A 23,412-nucleotide genomic window follows, 5' to 3' on the forward strand; every position below is an offset into this window, starting at 1 on the left:
TATCGCTCCCTACCGGGGGGCCGTCATGAGCCGTATGTGTACAAAACCGAGGGGTGAAGTTTGACGTTCTGCACAGGGGTGGGGTCGGGGAAGGTGGCGTATCCGGTCGGGTGGGGTTGGTGGGGCACGAGGTGGCGGTGGGGTGGGGGCGCTGTGGGCTTTGGGGCTGCTGGTGCGATTGGTCTTTCGGCGTCGGTTGGTCCCTTGGGGCTTTCGGGGTCGGTGTGCGCTGGGGCGTATGGAGTCGCCGGGGCCGATGTGAGGAAGGCGACGCCGGCGGGCTCGGTGGGGCGGGCTTCCGGTCGCATGACGGCGGGCGCCGGGTCGCGTGACCGCGGGCGCCGGGTCGCGCCGGTGGGACCCTGACCGCACTCTGAAAACAGGGCACCCTGCCACCAGGTGGGGCCCCGGCGCTTGGCGGAGGGCCGGAACCGCGACGACCCCCTTGGCAAGCACGCCCGGTGTTGGCACGTTGCCCAGGGACAGTGCGTCCCGACCAGGAGTGCCCCAGGAGTGCAGGAGCACCGAGCACCGGAGTACCCGGAGGAGCCGACATGCCCGCGAAGATCCTGATCGTCACCGGCGACGCGGCGGAGTCCCTGGAAGTCCTCTACCCGTACCAGCGCCTGCGCGAGGAAGGCTACGAGGTCCATATCGCGGCCCCCTCCCGCAAGACCCTCCGCTTCGTCGTCCACGACTTCGAACCCGGCTACGACACCTACACCGAGAAGCCCGGCTACACCTGGCCCGCCGACCTGGCGTTCGCCGACGTGGACCCCGGCGAGTACGCGGCCCTCGTCATCCCCGGCGGCCGGGCCCCCGAGTATCTGCGCAACGACCCCGAGCTCCGCAAGATCCTCAAGGCGTTCTTCGACTCCGACCGGCCGGTCGCCCAGATCTGCCACGGCCCGCTGCTCACCGCGGCGATCGACAGCCTGCGCGGCCGCCGCGTCACGGCGTACCCCGCGCTGGAGCCGGACATGCAGGCGGCAGGGGCGAGCTTCCAGGACACCGAGGCCGTGGTCGACGGCACCCTGGTCTCCTCCCGGGCCTGGCCCGACCATCCGGCCTGGATGCGCGAGTTCCTCCAGGTGCTGCGCTCCAAGGCACCGGTGAGCTGAGGAGGCGGCCGACCGCACGACTGCCCGCTCCACGGCATCACCGAGCCGGCGCACCCGCGTGGCTGCGTCCGCTGCGGGCAGTCGTGCGGCTCGGGCGCCCCCGGCACCGGCACCGGCACCGGCACCGGGCAAGCGAAACCCACCCCTGCCACAGCACAGGGCACCGGAGAACCGCCGGGGCCGCCAAGAACCCCGCCCCCGCGGCTACGCCGCTATTCGCTGCGCTTCCTCCACCGCCTCGGCCAACGTGTCCACCACCGGCACCCCCACATCCTCAAGGCTGGCCCTGCTGTGCGACCCCCCGGTGTACAGCACGGCCTGCGCCCCCACGCCCCGCGCGGCAACCGCGTCATCCGCCGCGTCCCCGATCACCACGGTCCGCGCAGGCTCCACGACCCCGCTCAGCGCCTCCAGATGCCGCACCATGTGCGCGGCCTTGCTCCCCCCGGACGGCCCCATACGCCCGTCGACCCGCAGAAAGTGCGCCTCGATCCCGAACCCCCGCACGAGCGGCACCAGTTCCTCGTGCACATACATGCTCAGCAGCGACTGGCTGTGCCCCGCCGACCGCCACCCCGCGAGCAGCTCCGCCGCCCCCTCGGCCAGAGCGCACCGCCCCCGGTGCTCGGCGTAGTACCGGTGGAAGACCTCGTCCATCAGCTCCCACTCGGCATCGGTCGGCAGCCGGCCGATCAGCCGCTCGTAGAACTTCGGCACCGGCACGCAGTACAGCGACCGGTACTGCTCCAGCGTGATCGGTTCGAGCCCCAGCTCGGCGAAGGCCGCGTTCGTCGCCCCGATGATCGCGTCATTGTCGTGGAACAAGGTGCCGTTCCAGTCCCAGACGATGTGCGCGTTCTCCTGCATCCCCATGCCAAAAACCGTACCCGCCCCCACTGACAACGAGACCGGCCGGGGAACCCGCCCAGGTCAGACCGGGTCAGGCGAGTCCGACGAGGTTGGGGATCTCCTGCGTGGCGTACCACAGCAGCTCGTGATCGTCCGCGCCGTCCACGACGAACTGCGCGTCGTCGTCCCCGCCGTCGGCCGCCTCCAGCGCGTCCGCCGCCGCGGCCACGTCCTGCTCCGCCTCCTCGGCGTCGACATGCACCGCGGCCGCCTTGGCGAGCGGCACGGTCACCGTCACGGTGACCTCGCCGAGGGCGGACGGGTCCAGCCCACGGTCGGGGTCGACGCTCGCGACGCCGTCGGCCACGTCCACGGCGACCACGACCCGGCGCCGTACCGCATCCGCATCCGCCGCCAGCAGCCGCAGCGAGGCCTGCGCGGCCCGGCCGAGCGCCGCGTACTCCAGCTCCTCGATGTCCTCGGAGAGGTACCACTCGCGCAGCGCGGGCGTGACGGCATAGGCCAGGAAGGGGCCGCTCCCCAGCTCACCCGTCTTGTGCGCCTCGGCGAGACCGGGGAGGGTCAGGGGGACGTAGACGCGCATGCTGGCCGCTCTTTCCTGCTCAAAGGCTCCGCTGAGGCCCCGGGAAGGCCGGCTGCCGCGTCTCCCGGAGGGCCTTCAGGATACGTGCGCCCGTCCCCTTTCGGGTCTGTGCCCACACCCCCGCAAGCCGTCAACTCCGGGTGACGAATCGGCCCGGCAGAGCGGCCACACCGGGGATCGGCGACACCGCGTCCCTCGGATAGGTGAACCACTCCACCCCGCCCCGGCCCGCCACGCCTCCCTTGCCACCCCGCTCCCGGCCCCCGTACAAGATCCCCACCGACTAGTTACCGCCCGGTATCTCCGGGCCGGCCGAACGGGGACCCCATGAACAAGGTCATGAACCGCACCGCGCCCAAGGCGACGAACCGCACCCCCCACCCGCGCCACCGCCCGCCGACCCGCCACGACACGCGCCGCCCGGGTGGCGTCCCGCCCCGGAAGCCGTCGATCAGGGGCAGGCACGACATGCCACCGACCGCACCCGGAAACGCCGGTACGGCCGTCACAACGCCGGAGACCGCCCTGCCCCCGGCACGCCCCACCGACCTCTTCGCCGACCGTCTGCTGGCCGTCCTCAGCGGTCAGAGGCCCGTCCACTGGATGCTCCGCCACACCGCCGGCCGCGCCTACGACGACCTGACCCGCCTCGCCGAAATCAGCCCCCTGCGCACCCACGGAGCCCGCCCCGTCGTCCACGACATCGGCTACTACGTCCCCAGCGAGGGTGCCCTCGAAGTCTTCGCCCGCGTCGCCGCCGGCGACCAGCTCCGCGCCCTGGCCTTCCGCCTGGAACGCGGCCAGGACCGCCGCTGGCGCTGCACAGCAGTGGAGACCGGCCCCCGCCAGTAGGCGCGACCCCTGAACCGACGCCGGGCGACGTCAGCGCCGCAACGCCCGCCGAACCCGCCCACGGCAAGCTGCCGCACCGCCGAGGGCCGCCGAACCCGCCCAGCTGCGCGCGCGGGCAAGCGCCCCAACCCGGTGCCCAGCCACAACACCACCCCGCTCGCCACCAGCCCAGGCCGGCGCCCCCACCCACAACCCCAAGCAACCTGACAGGAGCAACGCGGAAGGGCCGGGCCCCAAAAGGAACCCGGCCCTTCACAACCGGCTGAAGCGCCGCAGGCAACCGCTACTTCTTACGGCGCCGCCCGCCCTTGGCCTGCCGCCGCCGCTCGGCCCGCGTCAGCCCGTCCGCCTCGGACCGCACCGGCTCGTCGTCCTCGAGGTCGCGCTCCACGATGCCGCCCTCACCGTCCACGGTCGGCGCCGAGAAGTGCAGATCCCTGCGCTGTGGAACGTCCAGCCCCTTCGCGCGGATCTCCGGACGCGCCCCGGCCTGCGCCGGAACCGTCTCCGGAACACCCTCGCCGACCAGCTCCGCGGCCTCGACCGGGACCTCCTCGACCTGCTGCTCGACCTGGACCTCCAGGTTGAACAGGTAGCCGACGGACTCCTCCTTGATGCCGTCCATCATCGCGGTGAACATGTCGAAGCCCTCGCGCTGGTACTCGACCAGGGGGTCCTTCTGCGCCATCGCGCGCAGGCCGATGCCCTCCTGGAGGTAGTCCATCTCGTAGAGGTGCTCACGCCACTTGCGGTCGAGGACCGACAGCACGACCCGGCGCTCCAGCTCACGCATGATCTCGGAGCCGAGCTGCGCCTCGCGGGCCTCGTACTGCTCGTTGATGTCCTCCTTGATGGACTCGGAGATGAACTCCGCGGTCAGACCGGCCCGGTCGCCGGCGGCGTCCTCCAGCTCCTCGATGGTGACCTTCACCGGGTAGAGCTGCTTGAAGGCACCCCACAGCCGGTCCAGGTCCCAGTCCTCGGGGAAGCCCTCGGCGGTCTCCGCCTGGATGTACGCGTCGATCGTGTCGTCCATGAAGTGCCTGACCTGCTCCTGCAGGTCCTCGCCCTCCAGCACGCGCCGGCGCTCGCCGTAGATGACCTCGCGCTGCCGGTTGAGCACCTCGTCGTACTTCAGAACGTTCTTACGGGTCTCGAAGTTCTGCTGCTCGACCTGCGACTGCGCGGACGCGATCGCACGCGTGACCATCTTGTTCTCGATCGGCACGTCGTCGGGCACGTTGGCCATGGACATCACGCGCTCGACCATCTGGGCCTTGAACAGGCGCATCAGGTCGTCTCCGAGGGAGAGGTAGAAGCGGGACTCGCCCGGGTCACCCTGACGCCCGGAACGGCCGCGCAGCTGGTTGTCGATGCGCCGGGACTCGTGCCGCTCGGTGCCGAGGACGTAGAGGCCGCCGAGCGCCTCGACCTCCTCCTTCTCGGCCTTGACCGCCGCTTCCGCCCGCTCCAGCGCGGCAGGCAGGGCCGCGGCCCACTCCTCGATGTGCTCCTCGGGGTCGAGGCCGCGCTGGCGCAGCTCCGCCTCGGCGAGGTCCTCGGGGTTGCCGCCGAGCTTGATGTCCGTACCACGACCGGCCATGTTGGTGGCCACGGTCACCGCGCCCTTGCGGCCGGCCTGCGCGACGATCGACGCCTCGCGCTCGTGGTGCTTGGCGTTCAGCACCTCGTGCTGGATGCCGCGCTTGCTGAGCTGCTGGGAGAGGTACTCCGACTTCTCGACGGACGTCGTGCCGACGAGGATCGGCTGGCCCTTCTCGTGCTTCTCGGCGATGTCGTCGACGACCGCCTCGAACTTGGCGACCTCGGTGCGGTAGATCAGGTCCGACTGGTCCTTGCGGATCATCGGCCGGTTGGTCGGGATCGGGACCACGCCGAGCTTGTAGATCTGGTGGAACTCGGCGGCCTCGGTCATCGCCGTACCGGTCATGCCGGACAGCTTCGAGTAGAGGCGGAAGAAGTTCTGCAGGGTGATCGTGGCGAGCGTCTGGTTCTCGTCCTTGATGTCCACCCCTTCCTTCGCCTCGATCGCCTGGTGCATGCCCTCGTTGTAGCGGCGGCCGGCGAGGATACGGCCGGTGTGCTCGTCGACGATCATGACCTCGCCGTCGAGGACGACGTAGTCCTTGTCGCGCTTGAAGAGCTCCTTGGCCTTGATGGCGTTGTTCAGGTAACCCACGAGCGGGGTGTTGACCGACTCGTAGAGGTTGTCGATGCCCAGCCAGTCCTCGACCTTGGTGACGCCGGACTCGTGGATGGCGACCGTGCGCTTCTTCTCGTCGACGTCGTAGTCGCCGGTCTCCTCGACGCCCTTGAGCGGGTTGCCGGCCTCGCCGCGCTTCAGGCGGGTGACCAGCTTGGCGAAGTCGCCGTACCACTTCGTGGCCTGGTCGGCCGGGCCCGAGATGATCAGCGGCGTACGGGCCTCGTCGACGAGGATGGAGTCGACCTCGTCGACGATGGCGAAGTTGTGTCCGCGCTGGACGAGCTCGTCCTGGGACCACGCCATGTTGTCGCGCAGGTAGTCGAAGCCGAACTCGTTGTTCGTGCCGTAGGTGATGTCGCAGTGGTACTGCTCGCGGCGCTGGGCCGGGGTCATGCTGGCGAGGATGCAGCCGACGTGCAGGCCCAGGAACTTGTGGACGCGGCCCATCATCTCGGAGTCGCGCTCGGCCAGGTAGTCGTTGACCGTGACGATGTGGACGCCCTCGCCGGACAGGGCGTTCAGGTACGCGGGCAGGGTGCCGACGAGGGTCTTGCCCTCACCGGTCTTCATCTCGGCCACATAGCCGAGGTGGAGGGCGGCACCACCCATCAGCTGCACGTCGTAGTGCCGCTGGCCGAGGACGCGCTTGGCGGCCTCGCGCACGGTGGCGAACGCCTCGGGGAGCAGGTCGTCCAGGCTCTCACCGTCGGCGTACCGCTGCTTGTACTCATCGGTGAGGGCCCGCAGCTCGGCGTCGGAGAGGTTCACGAAGTCCTCTTCGATGGAGTTGACCTGGTCCGCGATGCGGTGCAGCTTGCGCAGGATCTTGCCTTCGCCTGCACGCATGATCTTCGAGAGGACGGACACGGGGGTATGTCTCCTTGCCGGTCGGGCCTGGGACGGTCGGTTTCCATTTGACTTACTGAGCAACGGCCATCGTATGCGAGGACCCGGCCAGGCCGGGAGGCCTGGCGGTCCGACGGCTGCTTCATCCAGGACAACGGACGGGGCACACGGATAGTGCCGCATCGGCGCGATGAATTGCGCGAAATGTGATCACGCGATCACGTATAGCGAAAATCGATGGCCCGACTGAGGTCCCACGAGCACAATCAGCCGATGGAACCCGTCACACTCACCACGGACCGCCTGGTTCTGCGCACGGTCGGCCCGCACGACACCCAAGCGGTCTACGACGCCGCGCAGAACCCGGACATCCAGCGCTGGACCACGGTGCCCTCGCCGTATCTGCCCGAGCACGCGAGCGGCTTCACCGAGCAGCTGGTCCCCGACGGCTGGGCGCAGGGTTCGATGTTCACCTTCGGGGTGTTCCTCACCGGCGGGGAACTCGCCGGCATGCTCGGGCTGACCATGCGTTCGCTCGGCGTGGCGGAGATCGGCTTCTGGGCGGCGAAGGAGCACCGCGGCCACGGTTACGTCACCGAGGCCACGCTCACCGCCTGCCGCTGGATCTTCACCGAGGTCGGCGTCGACCGGGTCGAATGGCGTGCCGAGGTCGGCAACCACGCCTCCCGCGCGGTGGCCGAACGCGCGGGGTTCACCATCGAGGGCACCCTGCGCTCCGCGATCAACAACAAGGGAGTGCGCCGGGACTGCTGGGTCGGCTCCCTGCTCCCCTCGGACCTGGGCCTGCCGTCCACGGCGCCGTACCTGCCCGCCCGCTCCTGACCCGCCTGCGCGCGTCCGCCCGGCCCCGCCCAACCGTTTCCGGGTATCCGCCCAGGTCACCGCGGACTGTCAGTGGCGCCCTCTATCGTCCGGGGCATGACGACCCTTCCGCGCCCGACCACCACTCTCACCGCGGACGACGCCCGCCGTATCTCCCTGCGGGCCCAGGGCCTGCTCGGCGCGCCCGACCGGCGGGCCGGAGTCCGCGGCGTGCTGCGCCACCTCGGCGCGGTCCAGCTCGACACGATCTCGGTCCTCGCCCGCTCCCACGAGCTCGTGCCGTACGCCCGGCTCGGCGCGGTCGGCCGCAAGACCGTCGAGGCCGCCTACTGGACGGGCGCCCACGCATTCGAGTACTGGTCGCACGCGGCGTGCATCCTGCCCATCGAGGAGTGGCCGCACTTCGCCTTCCGCCGCCGCGCCTACCGCGACCGCCCGCACTGGAACCACGAGCTGCCCGAGGGCGCCTACGACCAGGTCATCAAGCAGCTGCGCGCGGAGGGCCCGCTGACCTCCACGGAGCTGGGCGGTGCCAAGAAGACGAGCGACTGGTGGGACTGGTCCGGCACCAAGGTCGCGGTGGAGCGCGCGCTGATGTACGGCGAGGTGGTGTGCGTCGAGCGACGCGGCTGGAAGCGGGTGTACGACCTCGCCGAGCGCGCCGTCCCGGACGCGCTGCTGCACGACGAGCTGGACGACACCGAGTGCCTGCGCCGCCTGGTCCGGCTGGCCGGCGAGTCCCTCGGCGTGGGCACGCGCGCGGACATCGCCGACTACCACCGCCTCAAGGGCGAGCAGGTCGCCGCGGTGATCGCCGACTCGGGTCTGGTGCCGGTCGAGGTCGAGGGCTGGGGAAAGCCGGCCTGGGCCGATCCGGAGGCCCTGGCGACACCGCCGCGCGGCCGGCACCGCACGACTCTGCTGTCGCCGTTCGACTCGCTGATCTGGGAGCGGGCGCGCACGGAACGGATCTTCGGCTTCACGCACCGCCTGGAGGCGTACGTGCCCAAGCCGAAGCGGGTCCACGGCTACTTCGCCATGCCGGTGCTGGCGGGCGGCCGGCTGGTCGGGCGGGTGGACCCGGCACGCGAGGGCCGGACGCTGGTGGCCAGACAGGTCACCCTGGACGGCCCGAAGGCGGTCCCGGCGGTCGCCGAGGCCCTGATCGAAGCCGCGACCTGGGTGGACTGTACGGACGTGCGGGTGGAGCGGGTGGACGCGCCCGGCCTGCGCGAGCCCCTGACGAGGGAACTCGCCCGCGCCCTCGCCTAGCCGATCCGGCCGGTACGACCCGCTGTTCAGCGGATCTCGAGGATCTTCTCCCGCATCGCGTAGACCACGGCTTCCATCCTGGAGTGCAGCTGGAGCTTCTCCAGGATGTTGCGGACGTGGTTCTTCACGGTGTTCTCGGAGATGAACAGTTCCTTGGCGATGTCCCGGTTGTTCATCCCGGTGGCGACGAGCTTGAGGACCTCCAGCTCCCGGTCCGTCAGCCGCGGCGCGGGCACCAGCCGACGCTCGTCGGTGCGCTGGATCATCGACTTGAACTCGGTGAGGAGCTTGGACGCCATGGACGGACTGATCTGCGACTGCCCGTCGGCCACCGCGCGAATGGCGGTCGCCACCTCGTCCGTGGAGATCTCCTTGAGCAGGTATCCGGTCGCGCCCGCCTTGATCGCGTCGTAGAGGTCGGCCTCCTCGTCGCTGATCGTCAGCATGATGATCTTGGCGCTGGGTGCGACCTCCTTGATGGAGGTGCAGGCCTCGATCCCGCCGCGCTTGGGCATGCGGACGTCCATCAGCACGATGTCGGGCAGCAGGTCGGCGGCCTTGTCCACGGCCTCGGCCCCGTCCCCGGCCTCACCGACGACCTGGATGTCCTCCTCGGCCGCGAGCACGATCTCCAGGCCGCGCCGGAAGAGGGCGTGGTCGTCCACGACCAGGACTCTGATCGGCTCGGCCCGTACGGAGCCGGCGTCCGGGCCCATGCCGATGACACCGTCATCGCCATCCTCGTCCCGCATCGGTCCGAAGGTGTCCGCCATCGTTCCTCCCCCTGAAGGCTGTGGCCTGGTGGTCCTGTGCCATCGCCAACCCAAGGCACCGGCCCACCGGTTGGGCCGGTCCGGCCATGATTTCATGCCCGGGCGACACCGGGGTGACGGGCGAGGCGTGAACTGGTCGCACACAGGTGCCCCTGGGGGCGCACACGCGCTTCCAGGGGCACCGGCTCGCATGGCCCGGATGGCTCAGCCGCCGAGCGTGCCTCCGGCCGCGGGGGGCTGCGCCTCGGCGACCATCGGGTCCGTGCTGAGGTGGATGACGCCGTAGTCGTAGGCGTGCCGCCGGTAGACGACGCTCGGCTCCTTGGTCTCGGAGTCGACGAACAAATAGAAGTCGTGGCCGACCAGTTCCATCTCGTAGAGAGCCTGGTCGAGGGTCATCGGGGAGGCGACGTGGGTCTTCTCGCGGACGACGAGGGGGCCTTCGCCCTTGACCTCCAGCGAGCCGATCTTCTTGGTCGGCACTCCGTCCGTCTCCTCCTCCCCGACGGGGAGGCCGTTGCCGTTCAGCGTCGCCGCGCCCGGAACGTGGTCGGGAACCTCGGCCGCCGAGATCCGGCGTGCGCCACGGCGCGAGAACCGCTTGTCGTGCTGCTTGCGCAGCCGGGCGTCCAGCTTCTCCGCCGCCAGGTCGAGTGCCGCGTACGGGTCGCTGGCCGCCGCCTCCGCCCGGATCACCGGACCGCGGGAGCGGAGGGTGATCTCCACTCGGTCACAGCGGTCGGCCTGTCGGGGGTTGGGCTCCTTGGACACCTCGACGTCGAGGCTGATCACCTTGGCGTCGAGCCTCTGGATCTTCTCCAGCTTCAGCTTCTCGGCCACGTGCTTGCGGAACCGCTCGGGCACCTCGGTCTTGCGGCCCTTGACGACGATGTCCACGCAGAACTCCGTTCCCGGATCGCTCCGCTCCATCGGCGGAGCATCTCCCTTTTGCACCAGATCCGGTGAGCACCGGACCTCGGACTCGGTGACTTCCACCTCCTCCTCCCCCAAGGGCGAGATCTCCACCCCACCGGCACGGGTGATTGCCGAAAACCCGTGGCACGGCATTCCGATATGAGAGGTGTGGCCTGCGCCTTTCCTCACAACCGAACATATCTCGCCCGGACGGATGTCGTCACCCTCTACTCCCGCGTACCTCCATTCAGGTGAATTACCCCTGGCACTACCTGCAACGATGCAGGTCGGCGGTCAGTTCCTGTTTATTTCGAAAGAATCCGGCGGAGCGGCGATCACGGCCGCACGGAGCACATGCCGGAGCGTGTTCACGGCCGTCTTTTCCGGTGCACCATGCACCCACTTCGCGCTCTCCCACCGTGCTCCGATCCGTCGTTCATCCCTTCCTTCCCGAGTTACGGCCCCGTACACGACTGTTCTCACTCCGGTTCGCTCCTGTGCCACCTCCCGGACAGCCCGCGCCGCCTCCGCGAGGCTGGCGCCCGTCGTGATCAGGTCGTCGACGAGCACCACCTGACCCGCGCCGAGCAGCCGGCCACCGCCCGCCGTCACCTCCAGCGCACCCGCGAGGTTCGCCAGGCGCCCCCGCGCGTCCAGCCCGGCCTGGTCCGCGACCGGCCGCTGCTGGCGAAGCACGGCCGCCACCCTGGCCGGAATCCCGGTGCGCCGCAGCTCCCCGGCCGCCGCGAGCGCCATCCGCCGCACCGGATCGTGCCCACGCGCCCGCACGGCCCACCGGGCGGAGGGCACGGGCACGAGCAGCACCGTCCCGGAACCGGCGGCAGCCGCACCGGAACCGACGCCGGCGGTGCCACCGGTGCGGACACCGGCGCCGCTCCCGCCGAGCCCCGCCCGCACGGCTCCCGCCAGGGCCGCGCCCAGGGGTCCCGCGAGAGCCAGCGCGCCACGCTCCTTGTGCGCGAGAAGCAGTGTGCGCACCTCCTCCGCGTAGGGAGCCACCGCATGCACCACAGGCAGCCCGGCCGGCTCCGGATCCGGCCGCACCCGCCGCGGCGCGCGGCCGTACAGCGCTGCCCGGCACCGCGGACAGAGCACCGTACGAGGTGCTCCGCAGCCCGCGCAGTCGGTCGGCAGCACCAGGTCGGTGAGGTCCTGCCACCACCCCCGCATGTCCACCACTGTGCCAAGGCGGAAGCGACCCGGCCACCCCTGTGGAAAACGCCCTGTGGACAACCCGGGGAAACACGCACCGCCCCTCACCCACACGGGGGAAGGGGCGGTGTGTGAGGCGGCGCTCAGCCCGGATAGACCGGCGCCGTCCCGTCCTTGTCCACCTTCTGCCACTGCGACCCGGACGGCAGCCGTACGATCCCGTCGTCCTGCGAGTAGGCCACCAGCGGCACCCGCTCGTCCTCGGACGCGGCGATCGACTTCACGCCGGTGAGCGCACCCGGCGCCGGCCCGTCGAGCGTGGAGCCGTCGACCTGCACGTACCGCATCTGCAGCACGCCGCCCTGCTCCCGGCCGGCCACCAGCAGCCTGCTGTCCCCGGCCCAGGACAGGGCGCTGACCTGCTCCAAGTCGGGCGCGGCCGAGCGCAGCTCGACCACCGACGTGCCCTGCCCCGTCCCGTCGTCGCGCTGGATCCGGCCAATGAGCAGGGACTGCGTGCCGTCCTTCTTCTCCACGACGAGCGCGATCCGCACCCCGTCGGCGGCGACCCGCGCGTCCCTGATCCGGCCGGACAGGTCCGGGACCGCGACCTCCTCCGGTTTGGCGGCGCCCTGCTGCAGAACGTACAGCCGGGGACGGCGCTGGTCCCGGTCGGCCACCCACAGGTCGCCGCGGGCGTCCCAGCTCGGTGTCGTCAGCCGCTCGTCGGGGGTGGCGCCCTGGCTGGTCACCAGCGCCTGCCCCAGCGGACCGCCCGACGCCAGCGACGTCACGTACAACGACCTGCCCTGGTCACCGACCCCGGCCGCGCTGTGCTCGTCCCGCGACACCGCCACCGACTCCAGGGCCTTGCCGCCCTCGCCCAGCGGACCGGGCACCGGTACGGCACTGGTGGTGGTGCTCCCGGTCGGCATCCGCACCAGCCGGTGCTTGCCGTCGAGGTAGTACAGGTTCTCGGGGCTCTTGGCCGACCCGTGCCAGGCGATGGCCTCGGCGCGCTCCTCGCTCAGGTCGCACAGCCGGTGGCCGCCGACGCCCTGCAGCTCGACGGACTCCAGTGTCGGCGCCAGGTTCCGCAGCGTGAACAGCAGCTGCGTCGCCATCTCGGTGCACTTGGTCGCCGCGACCTGGGACACCTTGAGGTTCAGCGGCACGGTCAGCTTGTTCTGGTCGTCCGGCGCCAGCCCCGACACGTCCTTCTGCAGGGCCGTACCGGTCGGGAAGCTGGACCTGACGACCCGCCCGAGCCAGCGGGTGGGGCCGGCCAGCAGCGAGCGGACCATCTGCGTCATCGGGTCCACCTTGCTGCGCACGAACACCGGATCGGCGACCGCCACCGGCTCCCCCGTGGACCCGACCGTCGTGTCGGAGGCGAAGTAGTACTTGTCGATGGACGTGTAGTTGCGCTGGAAGTCCGACTTGCCCATGACGACACCGTCGGGCAGCGCGTCGATGCGCCACTGCCCGTTCTTGGGGTCCCGGCTGAGATGCACCTTCTTCTGGTAGGAGCCCCCGGCCGGCTCGTACGCCTGCTGGGAGTCCACCGTCGCGACCCTGCTGCCCGCGAGGACACAGGTGACGCTGTTGGTCGTCTCGCGGCCGTTGCCCGCTCGGCAGTCGGGCTCGATGCTCGGCCCGTTGGCGAGGACCGTGCTCGACTGCTCCGGCCGCCAGACCCGCGCCGCGTCGGACGTCAGGTACTTGCGGGCCGTGTCGTACGCCGGGTCGTCGCTGGTCAGCGCCTCCAGGAAGCCCTGCATGATCTCGGCGGGCCCGGCGCCCTCGGCCGGCGGCATGGCGAACACCCGGACCCCGGTGTCCTGCCGCGGCGTGGACTCCACGTTCCGCAGATCCCCGCTGTCTGGCATCGAGGCACACCCGGCCAGCAGTACGGCCCCCAGGGCTGCGTACGCCGCCGCGCGTCCCGGCCGGGGCCGGGCGCCCCCCATGCGGTCAGCGCCCACGAAATGCCTCCCCTGGCTCGGTCGAGTCCTCCGTGTCGGCCGTATCCGGCCGGGCCGTGCCCACGCCGGGTGCCGGACGCGCGGCGGGCCTGTCGTCCACGCGCCGTGCACCCCCGGTGGGCCGGGACACCACGCGCGCGCCGTTGCCGTTGCCGGGCAGTGCGGCCGGGTCGGCGGCGGGCGCGGCACTGGCCAGCCGCGGTGCGATCGGGGCGCGCGACGGCAGTCTGGGCGGCTGGGCGCCGCTGGGCTGTACGGGAACGGTCGCCCGCTTCTCCTCGCCTCCGCCGGGCAGACCGGCCTCGTCGAGGCCGCGGTTGCGGCGCGAGTCCTTCGGCTCCAGCGGTATCGGCGAGCCTCGCAGCGGCTCGTCGGCGGTCCTGGGCAGCGTCAGCCGGAACTGGGAGCCACCGCCCGGCTCGCCCCAGGCCTGCAGCCAGCCGCCGTGCAGCCGCGCGTCCTCCAGCGCGATCGACAGCCCGAGGCCCGTACCGCCGGTGGTACGCGCGCGTGCCGGGTCCGCCCGCCAGAAGCGGCTGAAGACCCGGGTCGCCTCGCCCGGCTTGAGTCCCACGCCGTAGTCGCGCACCGCGACGGCGACCGCGCCGCCCGCGGCGGCGAGCTTGACGACGACGTCCCTGCCCTCACCGTGCTCGACGGCGTTGACGACGAGGTTGCGCAGCACCCGCTCCACACGCCGGGCGTCGGCCTCGGCGACGACGGGCTGCTGGTCGCCGACCACGCGTATGTGCGTGCCCTTGCGCTCGGCGAGCGGCTCGGCGCCGCTGACCACACGCCGGACGACCTCCCTGAGGTCTATCGGCTCGGCCTCCAGCGCCGCCGCTCCAGCGTCGAAGCGGCTGATCTCCAGCAGGTCCGCGAGCAGCGACTCGAACCGGTCCAGCTGGTCGGCGAGCAGCTCGGCCGAACGCGCGGTCACCGGGTCGAAGTCCTCGCGCGCCTCATGGATGACGTCGGCGGCCATACGCACGGTCGTCAGCGGGGTGCGCAGCTCGTGCGAGACGTCCGACACGAACCGGCGCTGCATCCGCGACAGGTCCTCCAGCTGCTGGATCTTCACCTGGAGGTTCTGCGCCATCTTGTTGAAGGCCTCACCCAGACGCGCGATGTCGTCCTCGCCGGTGACCTTCATCCGTTCCTGCAGCCGCCCGGCGGACAGCCGCTCCGCGATGCCGGCCGCCATCCGCACCGGCGTGACCACCTGGCGCACCACCAGCCAGGCGATGGCGCCGAGCAGGACGACGACGAACAGCCCGGCGGTCGCGAGCGTGCCCTTGACCAGGCTGAGGGACTTCTCCTCCTGGGTCAGCGGGAAGAGGTAGTACAGCTCGTACGGCCGCCCGTTCGGGTCGTTGACCTGCTTGCCGATGACCAGCGCCGGCTGCGACTCCTTGCCGTTGGCGTAGACGATCCGGGTGTAGCTCTGGGCGGCCGTCGTACCGCTGTTGACCCGTTCGCGCAGGTCGTCGGGGATGCTGGAGGTCGGGTTGACGTTCCCGGAGCCGCGCGGGCTGCGGCCGCCGCCGCTGTCGTCGCCGACGGGCAGCGTGACCACGTCGAAGGCGCCCGCACCGCCGCTGGACAGCGACTCCACGAGGTCGCTCATCCACTGGATGACGTTCTGCGGCTGCCGGCCGTCCGCGGTCGCGGTGCCGTCGGCGGTGCCGCTCCCGGCGGCCGCACCGGTACCGGCGCCGCTGGCCGCCTCGTCGGCCTTCTGCTTGGCCACCGCGAAGCCGCCCGTGGCCTGGCTCTGCGAGGCCCTGACCTTCGCGTCCAGCAGGCCGTTGCGCACCTGCCCGATCACGACGAAGCCCAGCAGCAGGACGACGCCCAGGGACATCACCAGTGTCGTGGCGACGACCCGAAGCTGGATGTTGCGCCGCCACAGCCGCATCACCGGCAGCAGCGGACGGCGCACCCAGCGCAGGAACAGCCTGATGACCGGGCTGCCGTGGACACCGCCCTCGAGCAGCCCGCCCTCGAAAAGACTCCTGAACCTGGCACCCGGTGTCCGGCCGGCAGGCCGCCCCGGACGCGCCCCGGACCGGCCGGGAGCCGAAGCGGCGCTGTCCCCGGACATGTCAGCTCGGCCCGGCCTTGTAACCGACACCACGCACGGTCACCACGATCTCGGGCCGCTCCGGGTCCTTCTCGACCTTGGAACGCAGCCGCTGGACGTGCACGTTGACAAGCCGCGTGTCGGCGGCGTGCCGGTAGCCCCACACCTGCTCGAGCAGCACCTCACGGGTGAACACCTGCCACGGCTTGCGGGCCAGCGCGACCAGCAGGTCGAACTCCAGCGGCGTCAGCGCGATCGACTGCCCGTCCCGCTTCACCGAGTGCCCGGCCACATCGATGACCAGGTCACCGATGGTCAGCTGCTCCGGCGCCGGTTCCTCCGACCTCCGCAGCCGCGCCCGGATCCGGGCGACCAGCTCCTTCGGCTTGAACGGCTTGACGATGTAGTCGTCGGCGCCCGACTCCAGGCCCACGACCACGTCGACGGTGTCGCTCTTCGCCGTGAGCATCACGATCGGCACACCGGACTCGGCCCGGATCAGCCGGCACACCTCGATGCCGTCCCGTCCGGGCAGCATCAGGTCGAGCAGCACCAGATCGGGCTTGGTCTCCCGGAAAGCGGCCAGCGCCTTGTCGCCGTCGGCTACGAAAGACGGCTCAAAACCTTCACCACGCAGCACGATGCCGAGCATCTCGGCCAGTGCGGTGTCGTCGTCGACGACAAGGACTCGTCCCTTCATAAACGACATCATCCCATTCTCGTAACAGTGACAGAGGCGCTGGTGAGCGAGGTCACTGGCCGGTGACGATAGTCGTACGAGGCCGTCACTGTCTGCCCCCGTCCGCCGACCCCGGCCATCGGAGCCGACGAAGGGGAGGGGACAGGGTGGCTCTTCACGGGGTGCGGCCGAGCCGGCATTAGCCCATCAGCTGCTCGTCACCTGGCGTGGCCTGGCACACAGCTCCGCAAGACCCTCGGCCGTCACGGGCGAGAGCACCCCCTCCTCGGTGACGATGGCCGTCACCAGCTCGGGCGGCGTCACGTCGAACGCCGGGTTGTACGCCTGGGTCCCCAGGGGCGCCACCGGTATCCCGCCTCCCGCTCCCGTGACCGGCACCTGCGGCGCGGCGACCTCGGTCACCTCGAAGCCGGGGCGCTGCTCGACCTCTATGGACGCCCCGTCGGGGGTGTCCGGATCGACCGTCGTCACCGGCGCCACCACGATGAACGGCACATGGTGGTACCGCGCCAGCACAGCGAGCGGATAGCTCCCCACCTTGTTCGCCACCGAGCCGTCGGCCGCGATCCTGTCCGCCCCGATCAGCACCGCGTCCACCTCACCGGCCGCGAGCAGCGAACCCGCCGCGTTGTCGGTGAGCAAGGTGTACGCCATGCCGGTGCGGGCCGCTTCGTACGCCGTGAGACGAGCGCCTTGCAGCAACGGCCGCGTTTCGTCCACCCACAGCCGCCGCAGCCGCCCCTCGCGGTGCGCCTTGAGGGCCACCGCGAAGGCTGTGCCCTCACCACCCGACACCAGAGAACCGCTGTTGCAGTGGGTGAGGATCCGGAACACGCCGCCGGGCACCAACTCGTCCAGCAGCGCCAGGCCGTGCGCCGCCATCCGGGCGCTGGCCTCGGCGTCCTCCCGGTGCAGCGCCCGCGCCGCGGCCAGCGCCGCCGTAGCCGCCTCGGTGGGGCCGCCGCTCTGCGCCAGCGCGGCCTGATACGCGGCCTGCGCCCGGCGCACGCCGACGGACAGGTTCACCGCGGTGGGCCGGGCACCCTCGAGGTCCTGCGCCGCCTCGGCCACGTCGAAGCCACGCGCGGCGGCGAGCGCGACACCGTACGCCCCCGCGATCCCGAGCAGCGGCGCCCCGCGCACGGCGAGCGAACCGATCGCCTCCACCAGCGCCGACGCGTCCGTGCACACCAGCTCGACTTCCTCGGCCGGCAGCCGCGTCTGATCGAGAAGCACCAGCACAGGGCCTTCGGGTGGTTCCTCCCATCGGATCGCAGGTATCTCGGTCGCCCGCTTGTCCCCGTCGGTTCGCGCCTGCTGATCAGCCATGCGGTCAGTCTGCCCCGGATCCGGCGGACAATTGAAGGCATCCAGCGCCTACCGCGGCCGGTCCCTTGATGACCACCCCATGGCACGATGGCTGCCAACCTGCCGCCGCGAACGCGGACGGGCACCGAGAAGGAGCTTCGATGACAGACACTCCGGGCTGGGCCTCGCCCGGAACCGCCCCGTCGAACGAGGGGCGGGAACCCGGCGCTTCCGGTCCCGCCGAGCCTGCCGACCGCCCCGGCGACACCGCACCAGCACCGCAGCCGGATGCCAACGCACCGGGCCCAGGCGTGAAGTGGTCCAAGGAGCAGCCGCCACCCGGACAGTGGTCCGCGCCCACCGGTGCCCCCAGCCCGCACCAGGCCCCGCCACCGCCGCCGCCGCCCGGCCCGGGCTGGACCGGACAGCCGCCCGGCGGGGCCGGCGGCCACGGAGGCGGGTACGGCGGCCCTCCCGGCGGCTACGGCGGTTACGGCACCCCCGGCGGCTACGGAGCCTGGGGCGGCGGCTGGGGCGGTCCTCCGCCCGCGGCCAAGCCCGGCGTCATCCCGCTGCGCCCGCTCGGCGTCGGCGAGATCCTCGACGGCGCCGTCTCCACCATGCGCACCCACTGGCGCACGGTCCTCAGCATCTCGCTGGCGGTGTCCCTGCTCCTGAACACCAGCATGGTTCTGCTGCAGGGCTTCGTGCTGAACGACGCCGCCGTCCAGACGACGATCAACGATCCGAACAACGCCAGCCCCGACGAAGCGCTCCACGCCCTGCGCGAGACCATGATCGGCACCGGCATCGTCTCCGTGATCCGCACGGTCGCCATCATCCTTCTGACCGCCCTGCTCACGACCATCACCAGCCGAGCCGTCCTGGGCAGGTCGATCACCGCCGGCGAGGCCTGGCGCGAATCCCGCCCGCAGATCCTGAAACTCTTCGGACTGCTGATCCTGCTGGGCCTGATCTTCGCCGGGGTCGTGCTCGCCGGTGGACTGCCCGGGATCCTCGTCCTGCTCGCCGGCAACAGCGAGGGCGGAGCCGCCCTGCTCGTCCTCGGCTTCCTCGCGGCCACCGTCGTCGCGGTGTGGCTGGGCATCCGCTTCTACCTGGCCGCGCCCGCCCTGATGCTGGAACGGCAGGGCATCGTGAAGTCCCTGAAGCGCTCCGCGAAGCTCGTCCGCGGCTCCTGGTGGCGCACCTTCGGCATCGTGCTGCTCACCGTGCTCATCACGGTCATCGTCGCGTCGGTCATCTCCATCCCCTTCACCCTCATCGGGGCCGCCGTGAGCGGGGACAGCACCGGCGACGTGCTCGGCACAAGCGGCGGACACATCGGCTGGACCGCCCTGATCATCCGGGGCATCGGCGCCCTGATCGGCACCACGCTCACCCTGCCGATCAGCGCGGGTGTCACCGTGCTCCTCTACATCGACCAGCGCATCCGCCGCGAGGCCCTCGACCTCGAACTGGCCCGCGCCGCCGGGGTCCAGAGCACCGGCGGCCCCGGTCCCGTCCCGGGGAGCTGATGCGGTGAGCCTCACGGGGGAACTGCACACGGCGCCCGCATCGTCCGGCGCCGGCGGCACGGTCGTGCGAGGCCTGCTGCGTGCGGCGGACACAGTCGTCCGCGCAGCGGGCGGCTCGGGAGACGGCGGGCCGCCCGTGACCACCCCGCGTGATCCCGCGCGGGAGGCGGCTCGCCGCGAGCTGTCCAAGCGGATGTACCACGAGAACGACCCCGGGCTGTTCCAGCGTGCACTGAACGCGTTCTGGGACTGGCTCGACCGGCTGTTCAGCTCGGCCGCCTCGGCGACACCGGGCGGCACACTCGGCCTGGTCGTGGTGGTCCTGTTCGTCGTCGCCGCCCTGGCGGCCTTGTGGTGGCGCCTTGGCACCCCGCGCAGGCAACCCTCCTCCACCGCCGCCGCCCTGTTCGACGATCGCCCCCGCAGCGCCGCCGAACACCGCGCCGCCGCCGAGGCACACGCGGCGCAGGGCCACTGGAACCAAGCCGTGCAGGAACGCATGCGGGCCATCGTCCGCTCCCTGGAGGAGCGCGCCCTGCTCGACGCCCGCCCAGGCCGCACCGCCGACGAAGCGGCCGCCGAGGCCGGCCGGACCCTTCCCGCGCACACCGACCGACTGCTGGCCGCTGCCCGCGCGTTCGACGACGTGACATACGGCGGGCGCAGCGCGACCGAGGAGTCGTACCACCGCATCGCAGAACTCGACCGCGACCTGGAACGCACCAGGCCCGCCCTCAACCACAGCACCACCAGCACGGCCCAGAGCACCCACCAGGGGGCCGCCGAGTGACCGCCGAGGCCACGCTGCCGACCACCTCCACCACGCCCACCGTCCGCCAGGTGTGGACCCACGCGCGAGGCATCGCTCTTGCCGTCGTGCTCATCCTGGTGGCCGCCGTCGCCATGGCGGCCGTACGCTCCACCGTCCGGCACGGCCAACTGGACCCGCGATCCGCCGACCCCTACGGCAGCCGTGCCGTCGCTCAACTCCTGGCCGACCGGGGCGTGTCCACCCGCGTGGTCACCACGCTCGGCGCCGCACGCAACGCCGCCGGAGCGGACACCACTCTCCTGGTCGCCGTGCCCGACCTGCTGACAAGCCGCCAACAAGCCCAACTGCGCAAGGACACCGCCACCTCCGGCGGGCGCACCGTCCTCGTCGCGGCCGGCAGCCCCTCCGTCGAACGGCTCGCCCCTGGAGTCGCCGCAGACCCCGCCACCAGCAGCGCCACCACGCTCTCCCCCGGCTGCACCCTGCCCGAGGCCCGGCGCGCCGGCAGCGCCGACACCGGCGGCATCCGCTACACCACCACCCGCCTCGACGCCGACCGCTGCTACCCCAGCCAGCGCCTCGCCACCCTGCTGCGCATCCCCGAGGCGTCCGGGGGCGGCGATACCGTCGTGCTCGGCGCACCCGACATCCTCTACAACGACCGCCTCGACAAGCAGGGCAACGCCTCGCTCGCCCTCCAACTCCTCGGCTCCCGCCCCCATCTGGTCTGGTACCTCCCCTCGCTCTCCGACGCCTCGGCCACCGACACCGGCGGCCGAAAGAACTTCCTCGACCTGCTCCCCTCGGGCTGGCTCTGGGGCACCCTGCAGCTCTTCATCGCAGCGGGCCTCGCCGCCTTCTGGCGCGCACGCCGCTTCGGCCCCCTCGTGCCCGAAAAACTCCCCGTCGCGATCCGCGCCTCCGAGACCGCCGAAGGCCGCGCCCGCCTCTACCGCAAGGCCGACGCCCGCGACCGCGCGGCAGCCGCTCTTCGCTCCGCCACCCGCATCCGCCTCGCCCCCCTGGTCGGCATCCCCGCCCCCCAGGCGCATACGCCCGAGGCCCTGCTCCCCGCCCTGTCCGCCCACCTCACCGGCGGCCAACAGGCCCTGCACTCCTTGCTCTTCGGACCGCCGCCCGGCGACGACGCGGCCCTCATCGCACTCACCGACCAACTCGACGCCCTCGAAAGAGAGGTACGCCGTTCATGATGGACCCGACCACTGACAACGCCGGGAACACCGGGGACGCAGGCACCGCCCGAGCCTCCCTGGAAGCCCTGCGCGCCGAGATCGCCAAAGCCGTGGTCGGCCAGGACCCCGCCGTGACCGGCCTCGTCGTCGCCCTCCTCTGCCGCGGACACGTTCTCCTTGAAGGAGTCCCCGGAGTCGCCAAAACGTTGCTCGTCCGCACCCTGGCATCCGCACTCGAACTCGACACCAAGCGTGTCCAGTTCACCCCCGACCTGATGCCGAGCGACGTCACCGGCTCCCTCGTCTACGACACCCGCACCGCCGAGTTCTCCTTCCAGCCCGGCCCCGTCTTCACCAATCTCCTCCTCGCGGACGAGATCAACCGCACCCCGCCCAAGACCCAGTCCTCCCTCCTGGAGGCCATGGAGGAACGCCAGGTCACGGTCGACGGCACGCCCCGCCCGCTGCCCGAGCCGTTCCTCGTCGCCGCGACGCAGAACCCGGTCGAGTACGAGGGCACCTACCCCCTCCCCGAGGCCCAACTGGACCGGTTCCTCCTCAAACTGACGATCCCTCTGCCCTCCCGTCAGGACGAGATCGACGTCCTGACCCGTCATGCCTCGGGCTTCAATCCACGAGACCTGCGCGCCGCCGGTGTACGCCCCGTCGCAGGACCCGCCGACCTGGAAGCCGCCCGCGCCGCCGTCGCCAAGACGACCGTGTCCCCCGAGATCACCGCATACGTCGTGGACATCTGCCGCGCCACCCGGGAGTCGCCCTCCCTCACCCTCGGCGTCTCCCCGCGCGGCGCCACCGCTCTCCTGGCCACCTCACGCGCCTGGGCCTGGCTGACGGGCCGCGACTACGTCACCCCCGACGACGTCAAGGCACTCGCCCTGCCCACCCTGCGCCACCGGGTCCAGCTGCGCCCCGAGGCCGAGATGGAGGGCGTGACGGCGGACTCCGTCATCAACGCCATCCTCGCCCACGTCCCGGTACCCCGCTGATGGCACTCACCGGACGCGCCGCCCTCCTCGCAGCCCTCGGCTCGATCCCCGTCGGCATCCTGGAGCCCGGTTGGACGGGCATCCTCGCAGTCAACGGCCCCCTCGCCCTCGCCTGCGCCTGCGACTACGCACTCGCCGCACCCGTACGACGGCTCGTCCTGTCCCGGTCCGGCGACACCTCCACCCGTCTCGGGGAGACCGCCGACGTCACGCTCACGATCACCAACCCCTCCCGCCGCCTCCTAAGGGCACGGCTGCGGGACGCTTGGCCACCCAGCAGTTGGCTGCCGGGCACCGAGATCGAGGCCTCACGCCACCGTCTGACCGTCCCCCCGGGCGAACGCCGACGCGTGACGACCCGGCTGCGCCCCACCCGCCGCGGCGATCGCCAGTCCGACCGGGTGACGATCCGCTCCTACGGACCCCTCGGCCTGTTCTCCCGCCAGGGTGCCCACAAGCTGCCCTGGTCCGTACGAGTTCTGCCCCCGTTCACCAGCCGAAAGCATCTCCCGTCGAAACTCGCCCGATTGCGTGAACTGGACGGCCGCACCAGCGTGCTGACCCGCGGCGAGGGAACGGAGTTCGACAGCCTGCGCGAGTACGTCCCCGGCGACGACACCCGCTCGATCGACTGGCGAGCCACCGCCCGCCAGTCCGCCGTCGCCGTGCGCACCTGGCGCCCGGAACGCGACCGGCACATCCTGCTCGTCCTGGACACCGGCCGCACCTCAGCCGGCCGCGTAGGTGACGCACCACGCCTCGACGCCTCCATGGACGCCGCGCTCCTCCTGGCGGCCCTCGCCTCCCGAGCCGGTGACCGCGTGGCGCTCCTGGCGTACGACCGTCGGGTACGGGCCCTGGTCCAGGGCCGCTCAGCAGGAGACGTACTGCCGGGCCTGGTGAACGCGATGGCCCCGCTGGAAGCGGCACTCGTCGAGACCGACGCCCGCGGTCTCACCGCGGCGGCTCTGCGCACGGCACCTCGCCGATCCCTGATCGTGCTGCTCACGACGCTCGACGCGGCCCCCGTGGAGCAGGGTCTGCTCCCTGTGCTTCCGCAGCTCACTCAGCGGCACACCCTTCTGGTCGCCTCAGTGGCCGACCCGCACATCGCCCGAATGGCAGAGTTCCGGGGCAGCGCGGAGGCGGTGTATGAGGCAGCGGCGGCGGCTCAGGCGCAGAGCGAGCGACAGCGAACCGCCGAGCAGCTACGACGGCATGGCGTGACGGTCGTGGACGCGACACCGGAGGATCTGGCGCCCGCGCTGGCGGATGCCTATCTGGCTCTGAAGGCCGCGGGCCGACTTTGATCCGTCCTGCTCGGCCACCCTTCGGGGTGCTGCGGATCCAG

19 protein-coding genes are annotated in these 23,412 nt (G+C 71.5%); 9 read left to right on the plus strand and 10 right to left on the minus strand.

The window, feature by feature from the left end; translation table 11 throughout:
* The first annotated feature begins 554 nt into the window (after positions 1-554).
* Entirely contained in the window at positions 555-1,121 is a 567-nt protein-coding gene (locus tag LMU33_RS20740) for a DJ-1/PfpI family protein (protein ID WP_228621983.1), read from the plus strand.
* Between the two features lie 204 nt (positions 1,122-1,325).
* Here LMU33_RS20740 and LMU33_RS20745 read toward each other — a convergent pair whose 3' ends face one another.
* The gene (locus LMU33_RS20745) at positions 1,326-1,994 is read right to left on the minus strand and encodes an HAD family hydrolase (protein WP_228621984.1); all 669 of its coding nucleotides are present in this window, start codon (positions 1,992-1,994) and stop codon (positions 1,326-1,328) included.
* A gap of 67 nt (positions 1,995-2,061) precedes the next feature.
* Positions 2,062-2,574 carry a DUF6912 family protein gene (locus tag LMU33_RS20750; RefSeq protein ID WP_228621985.1) on the minus strand — a complete coding sequence of 171 codons (513 nt, stop codon included), beginning with the start codon at positions 2,572-2,574 and terminating at the stop codon, positions 2,062-2,064.
* Positions 2,575-2,901: 327 nt separating this feature from the next.
* Between LMU33_RS20750 and LMU33_RS20755 the strand changes: the two genes are divergently transcribed.
* Complete coding sequence (locus tag LMU33_RS20755; RefSeq protein ID WP_228621986.1) at positions 2,902-3,426, plus strand: Rv3235 family protein; 525 nt, start codon at positions 2,902-2,904, stop codon at positions 3,424-3,426.
* 283 nt (positions 3,427-3,709) lie between these two features.
* Here LMU33_RS20755 and secA read toward each other — a convergent pair whose 3' ends face one another.
* Positions 3,710-6,520: a preprotein translocase subunit SecA gene (secA, locus tag LMU33_RS20760; RefSeq protein WP_228621987.1), complete on the minus strand. Its 2,811-nt coding sequence runs from the start codon at positions 6,518-6,520 to the stop codon at positions 3,710-3,712.
* Between the two features lie 252 nt (positions 6,521-6,772).
* Between secA and LMU33_RS20765 the strand changes: the two genes are divergently transcribed.
* Positions 6,773-7,342, plus strand: a complete 570-nt coding sequence (locus LMU33_RS20765) for a GNAT family N-acetyltransferase (protein ID WP_228621988.1) — start codon at positions 6,773-6,775, stop codon at positions 7,340-7,342.
* Between the two features lie 96 nt (positions 7,343-7,438).
* Positions 7,439-8,614: a winged helix-turn-helix domain-containing protein gene (locus LMU33_RS20770; protein ID WP_228621989.1), complete on the plus strand. Its 1,176-nt coding sequence runs from the start codon at positions 7,439-7,441 to the stop codon at positions 8,612-8,614.
* Between the two features lie 26 nt (positions 8,615-8,640).
* On the opposite strand, the gene LMU33_RS20775 is transcribed toward LMU33_RS20770, so the two are convergent.
* The 7 genes from LMU33_RS20775 to mtnA form a co-directional block, all read right to left on the minus strand.
* The gene (locus LMU33_RS20775; protein WP_023550070.1) at positions 8,641-9,387 is read right to left on the minus strand and encodes a response regulator; all 747 of its coding nucleotides are present in this window, start codon (positions 9,385-9,387) and stop codon (positions 8,641-8,643) included.
* A 204-nt stretch (positions 9,388-9,591) separates the two neighbouring features.
* The gene (gene hpf, locus LMU33_RS20780; protein WP_372478036.1) at positions 9,592-10,284 is read right to left on the minus strand and encodes a ribosome hibernation-promoting factor, HPF/YfiA family; all 693 of its coding nucleotides are present in this window, start codon (positions 10,282-10,284) and stop codon (positions 9,592-9,594) included.
* A gap of 312 nt (positions 10,285-10,596) precedes the next feature.
* Positions 10,597-11,493 (minus strand): ComF family protein, encoded by an 897-nt coding sequence (locus LMU33_RS20785; protein ID WP_228621991.1) that lies wholly within the window; start codon positions 11,491-11,493, stop codon positions 10,597-10,599.
* Positions 11,494-11,618: 125 nt separating this feature from the next.
* Positions 11,619-13,460, minus strand: a complete 1,842-nt coding sequence (locus tag LMU33_RS20790; RefSeq protein ID WP_228621992.1) for an LpqB family beta-propeller domain-containing protein — start codon at positions 13,458-13,460, stop codon at positions 11,619-11,621.
* Positions 13,450-15,564, minus strand: coding sequence for an MtrAB system histidine kinase MtrB (gene mtrB / locus LMU33_RS20795; RefSeq protein ID WP_228621993.1), 2,115 nt, complete (start codon positions 15,562-15,564; stop codon positions 13,450-13,452). The genes LMU33_RS20790 and mtrB overlap by 11 nt, the downstream gene beginning before the upstream one ends.
* A 1-nt stretch (position 15,565) precedes the next feature.
* On the minus strand, positions 15,566-16,255 hold the full coding sequence (gene mtrA / locus LMU33_RS20800; RefSeq protein ID WP_191870552.1) for a two-component system response regulator MtrA: 690 nt from the start codon (positions 16,253-16,255) through the stop codon (positions 15,566-15,568).
* A 174-nt stretch (positions 16,256-16,429) separates the two neighbouring features.
* Positions 16,430-17,572 (minus strand): S-methyl-5-thioribose-1-phosphate isomerase, encoded by a 1,143-nt coding sequence (mtnA, locus tag LMU33_RS20805; protein WP_228621994.1) that lies wholly within the window; start codon positions 17,570-17,572, stop codon positions 16,430-16,432.
* A gap of 140 nt (positions 17,573-17,712) precedes the next feature.
* Here mtnA and LMU33_RS20810 point away from each other — a divergent pair, with 140 nt between their 5' ends.
* The 5 genes from LMU33_RS20810 to LMU33_RS20830 are packed head-to-tail and all read left to right on the plus strand — an operon-like array spanning position 17,713 to position 23,371.
* Positions 17,713-19,089 (plus strand): glycerophosphoryl diester phosphodiesterase membrane domain-containing protein, encoded by a 1,377-nt coding sequence (locus LMU33_RS20810; RefSeq protein WP_228621995.1) that lies wholly within the window; start codon positions 17,713-17,715, stop codon positions 19,087-19,089.
* A gap of 4 nt (positions 19,090-19,093) precedes the next feature.
* On the plus strand, positions 19,094-19,879 hold the full coding sequence (locus tag LMU33_RS20815) for a DUF4129 domain-containing protein (RefSeq protein ID WP_372478028.1): 786 nt from the start codon (positions 19,094-19,096) through the stop codon (positions 19,877-19,879).
* Positions 19,876-21,072, plus strand: a complete 1,197-nt coding sequence (locus tag LMU33_RS20820; RefSeq protein ID WP_228621996.1) for a DUF4350 domain-containing protein — start codon at positions 19,876-19,878, stop codon at positions 21,070-21,072. Before LMU33_RS20815 ends, LMU33_RS20820 begins: the two co-directional genes overlap by 4 nt.
* On the plus strand, positions 21,072-22,061 hold the full coding sequence (locus LMU33_RS20825) for an AAA family ATPase (RefSeq protein WP_228622010.1): 990 nt from the start codon (positions 21,072-21,074) through the stop codon (positions 22,059-22,061). Before LMU33_RS20820 ends, LMU33_RS20825 begins: the two co-directional genes overlap by 1 nt.
* Positions 22,061-23,371 (plus strand): DUF58 domain-containing protein, encoded by a 1,311-nt coding sequence (locus LMU33_RS20830; RefSeq protein ID WP_228621997.1) that lies wholly within the window; start codon positions 22,061-22,063, stop codon positions 23,369-23,371. Before LMU33_RS20825 ends, LMU33_RS20830 begins: the two co-directional genes overlap by 1 nt.
* Positions 23,372-23,412 lie beyond the last annotated feature (41 nt).

The organism is Streptomyces barringtoniae, assembly GCF_020819595.1.
In the GTDB taxonomy this organism is placed as follows: Bacteria; Actinomycetota; Actinomycetes; order Streptomycetales; family Streptomycetaceae; genus Streptomyces; species Streptomyces barringtoniae.